This is a genomic window from Piscinibacter sp. (genome assembly GCF_050175855.1).
Classification (GTDB): Bacteria; Pseudomonadota; Gammaproteobacteria; order Burkholderiales; family Burkholderiaceae_C; genus Piscinibacter.
This window is the reverse complement of record NZ_JBFXIO010000399.1, coordinates 1-4,504: the sequence shown is the minus strand read 5'-3', so window position 1 is coordinate 4,504 and position 4,504 is coordinate 1. Positions and strand designations below refer to the sequence as shown.

Genomic DNA, 4,504 nt, shown 5'->3' with positions numbered 1-4,504 from the left:
CTCGCGCGTGAGCAGCTCCACCGTGCCCATCTCGCGCATGTACATGCGCACCGGGTCGGGGGTGCGGCCGAATTCGGAGTCGACCGTGGACAGCGCCGCTTCGGCCGCTTCCTCGGCTTCCTCTTCCGTCGCAGTGGTGGTGCCTCCGCCGGCGATCAGCAGCGTGGCGGCGTCGGGCGCCTGCTCGTAGACCGCGATGCCCATGTCGTTGAGCATCGAGACGATGGCCTCGAGGATCTCGTTGTCGACCAGCTTCTCGGGCAGGTGGTCGTTGATCTCCTGGTGCGTCAGGAAACCCCGCGTCTTGCCCATCTTGATGAGCGTCTTCAGCTCCTGGCGGCGCTTGGTGACCTCTTCCTCGGTCAGCTGCGTCTCGTCCAGGCCGAATTCGCGCATCAGTGCGCGCTCCTTGGCGCGCGAGACCTTCATGCGCAGCGGCTTGGCCTTCTCGGCCTTGGAGCCGCTTTCGTCGGCCGCCTCGACCTCGGGCTCGCCCTCGAGCTCGGCGTCGATGTCGGAGAAGTCCTCCTCGACCTCTTCCTTCTTGGCCTTGTCGTCCTTTGGCTTGCGGCCCGGCTTGCCCTTGGCGGGTGCCTCGGCCTTCGCGGCCGGCTTGGCGGCCTTGGCGGGTGCGGCCTTGGCGGCCTTGGCCGGCTTCTCGGCTGCTTCGGCGGCAGCGGCCTTGGCCTTCTTCTTGTCCTCGACCTCGGCCTTGGCCGGCTTGGCGGCCTTCGCGGCCTTGGCAGGAGCAGCGCTCTTCTTCGCGGTCATGCGATTCCTCGGATGGTAGGGGGCCTTGCAGACGGCTGGGCCCGTCGGGCATCGCCGGTACAGCACCAATGCACATGCGGACCGGCCGCCTCGCGGCCCTGGGGGCGCACGAACGGCCGGACGGCATCGGGCGGGCAAGCTGGCGTGATCAGTCCGGAGGGTGCAGCCCTTGCGGGTAAAGGGTGGCCTTCGATGTGACCCTGTGTCGCAGGGTGGCCGGGGCCCGGAGGTGCTGCTGTCACTCTTGCCGCGCGTACGAAACCCTTGATTATACGTCTCGTTGCAGCAAATTTCAGCGCCGGCCGAGGATGCGCATGCTTTCCAGCAGCGCCGCGCTCTTGCGCAGCTGGGCCAGCGAGGCGCGCAGGTCGTCGATGGAAGGCTCGATGGCCGGATCCTCGCCATCGACCAGGGCGACGGCCCGGGGCCCCCATTCCTCGGTGGCCACGCGTTCGCGCAGCGCCGCCCAGGGCAGGGCACCTTCGTCGACCGACAGCCGGTCGATGAGCCGGAAGACCTCGCCGTGCCAGCCTTCCAGGGCGCACAGCGTCTCGTGGTCTTCGGCACCCAGCTGGGCCCACCAGCCGCTTTCCAGCAGCAGCGCCCACAGCGCCCGGTCCTCGGGCTGACGCGGCATCTGGCGCCGGGCGACGGGTGCACGCGTGCGCGGCAGCGCGGGCCGGGCGGGCGCCGCCGCGCGCGTCTGCCAGGCCGCGGCGAGTTCGTCGACCGGCAGCGCCGCCACCGAGGCGATCTGCCCGAGCAGCTGGCGCTTGAGCATGCCCTCGGGCAGGGCGGACCACAGCGGCCTGGCCTGCACCACGAAGCGCGCCCGGCCCTCGGCGGTGGCGGTGTCGACGTCGCTGCGGGCCGCCTCGATCAGCTGCCGCGACAGCGGCACGGCCTCGGCCACGCAGCGCTCGAAGGCCTCGGCGCCGAACTCGCGCACGTAGCTGTCCGGGTCGTGCTCCGGCGGCAGGAACAGGAAGCGCACCGTGCGGGTGTCGCCGGCGTGCGGCAGGCTGGCCTCCAGCGCGCGGCCGGCGGCGCGGCGGCCGGCGGCGTCGCCGTCGAAGCTGAACACCACCGATTCGGTGAAGCGGAACAGCTTCTGCACGTGCTCGGCCGTGCAGGCCGTGCCCAGCGTGGCCACGGCGTTGCCGAAGCCGCTCTGCGCCAGCGCCACCACGTCCATGTAGCCCTCGACGACGAGCGCGTAGCCGCGCTGGCGGATCGCGCTGCGGCCCTCGTACAGGCCGTACAGCTCGCGGCCCTTGCTGAACACCGGCGTCTCGGGCGAGTTCAGGTACTTCGGTTCGCCCTGGTCGATCACGCGGCCGCCGAAGCCGATCACCTCGCCCTGCACCGAGCGGATCGGGAACATGATGCGGTCGCGGAAGCGGTCGTAGCGCTTGGTGTCGGCCTCGTTGCCGTCTTCCGCCGCCTTGGCGATCACCAGGCCGCTCTCCTCGAGCAGCGGGTCGTCGTAGCGCGGGAAGGCGCTGGCCAGGCTGCGCCAGCCGTCCGGCGCATAGCCGAGGCCGAAGCGCGCGGCGATCTCGCCGGTCAGGCCGCGGCGCTTGAGGTAGTCGATCGCGCGAGGGCTGCCGCGCAGCTCCTTGCGGTAATGCTCGCTGGCACGCGTCAGCACGTCGGTCAGCGTGGCCTGGCGCTGCTTCTGCGCCGCGGCGCGCTCGCGTTCGGCCGGCGAGGTGTCGTCTTCCGGCACCGCCAGGCCGTACTGCTGGGCCAGTTCGCGCACTGCGTCGGGAAAGCTCAGCCCGGCGTGTTCCATCAGGAAGCCCACCGCGTTGCCGTGCGCCCCGCAGCCGAAGCAGTGGTAGGTCTGCCGGCTCGGGCTGACGATGAAGCTGGGCGACTTCTCGCCGTGGAAGGGGCACAGCCCCTTGTGGTTGATCCCCGCCTTCTTGAGCTGCACGTGGCGGCCGACCACGTCGACGATGTCGGCGCGGGAGAGCAGGTCCTGGATGAAGCCGGGCGGGATCACCCGGCAAAGTCTACGCGGTCGGCGCCGTCGGCCCGCGGTACGAGCGCACCCAGCCGGGCAGCTGCTCGGGCGGCATCGCGGCCGCGATGCCGTTGCCCTGGCCGGCGTGGCATCCGAGCGCGATCAGCCGCGAGGCCTGCGCGGCCGACTCCACACCTTCGGCGACGACCACGCAGCCGAAGCTGCGCGACAGCGCGATCACACCCTCGACGATGGCCAGGTCCTGGTGGTCGTCGAGCATGTTCTGCACGAACGAGCGGTCGATCTTCAGCTGGTCCAGCGGCAGCCGCTTCAGGTAGGTGAAGGTGGAGTAGCCGGTGCCGAAGTCGTCGAGCGCGAAGCGCACGCCGAGCTCGCGGCAGCGCTTCATCAGCTCGCTGGTGTAGTCGACATCGGCCAGCGCGGCCGTCTCGAGCACTTCGAGCACGAGGTGGCTGGCCACGGCCGGGTCATGCCGAGACAGCAGCGCGGCCAGCTCGTCGGCGAAGGCCGGCTCCTGCAGGTGCCGCGCCGAGACGTTGACGCTCACGGAGAGGTCCAGCCCGTCGCGCAGCCAGGCGGCGAGCTGCGCCACGCCCTGGGCCAGCACCCAGCGCCCGAGCGCCACGCCCAGGCCGGTGTGTTCCACGAGCGGCAGGAACTGCCCGGGCGGCACCATGCCGTGCTCGGGATGGTTCCAGCGCAGCAGCGCCTCGGCGCCGAGCGTGCGGCCGCTGGCCATGTCGACCTTGGGCTGGTAGTGCAGCGTGAACTCGGAGGCGTCGAGCGCCTCCTGCACGCGGCCCAGGGCGACGAAGCGGTCCTTGGTGCGGCGGTCCTGCTCGGCGTCGAAGAACAGGTAGCCGTTGCGGCCCGCCTGCTTGGCGCCGTACATGGCCTGGTCGGCGTGACGCAGCAGCGCCTCGCCGTCGGACCGGTCGACAGGGTAGACAGTCGCACCGACGCTGGCGGTGACCGTCAGCGGCCCGTCGGGCAGGCCGATGTCGCAGGGCTGGGCGATCTGCTGCAGCACGCGCTCGACCGCATGGTGGCTCTCGCGCAGCGTGGCGGTGCGCAACAGCAGGGCGAATTCGTCGCCGCCGACACGCGCCGCGACGTCGTCGCCACCCGCCCAGGTGCGCAGCGAGGCCTGCACCCGGGCGGCCAGGGTCGCCAGCAGGCGGTCTCCGGCGTCGTGGCCGTGATGTTCGTTGATGGCCTTGAAGTGGTCGATGTCGAGGTGGCACACGGTCAGCAGCGAGCCCTCGCGCTGGCTGGTGGCCAGCGCCTCCTGCAGCAGCTGGGCGAGCCTGGCGCGGTTGGGCAGCCGCGTCACCTCGTCGTAGTGGGCCTGGCGCGCCATGCGCTCCTGCAGCTGACGGTACAGCCCGTCGGCGGCCTGCTGGCGCTCGCCGGCCTCCCGCTCGCCATGCACGTCGCGCGCGGTGGCGACGACGCGGATCGGCTCGCCGCCCGCATCCCGATCGGCCACGAGGGCATTGAGCTCGAACCAGCGCCAGGACGCCTGGCCGCGCCGCATGCGGCACTCGACACTCACCGAGTCCTCGTCGGCGCGGCGCAGCGAGGCCAGGGCCGCCTGGACGCCGGCGAGATCGTCGCCAAGGATGCAGGCCCAGAACGCCTGCGCCGGCTCGCGCGTGGTCAGCGCCGGCTCGCCGAGCAGTGCGTTCCAGCGCGCCGACAGCTCGAGTTCGCCGCGGCGCAGGTCCCAGTCCGCCACGCCCA

The 4,504-nt window shown here is 71.7% G+C and carries 3 protein-coding genes; all 3 read right to left on the bottom strand.

Translation table 11 applies throughout. The annotated features are described in order from the left end of the window. Positions 1 to 771, bottom strand: a 771-nt coding sequence (locus AB7U92_RS22405) for an RNA polymerase sigma factor region1.1 domain-containing protein (RefSeq protein WP_428582261.1), incomplete at its 3' end; no start/stop codon positions are given. 292 nt (positions 772 to 1,063) lie between these two features. Then, positions 1,064 to 2,779, bottom strand: coding sequence for a DNA primase (gene dnaG / locus AB7U92_RS22400; protein WP_428582259.1), 1,716 nt, complete (start codon positions 2,777 to 2,779; stop codon positions 1,064 to 1,066). A 10-nt stretch (positions 2,780 to 2,789) separates the two neighbouring features. Beyond that, positions 2,790 to 4,504, bottom strand: a 1,715-nt coding sequence (locus AB7U92_RS22395) for a putative bifunctional diguanylate cyclase/phosphodiesterase (protein ID WP_428582257.1), incomplete at its 5' end; no start/stop codon positions are given.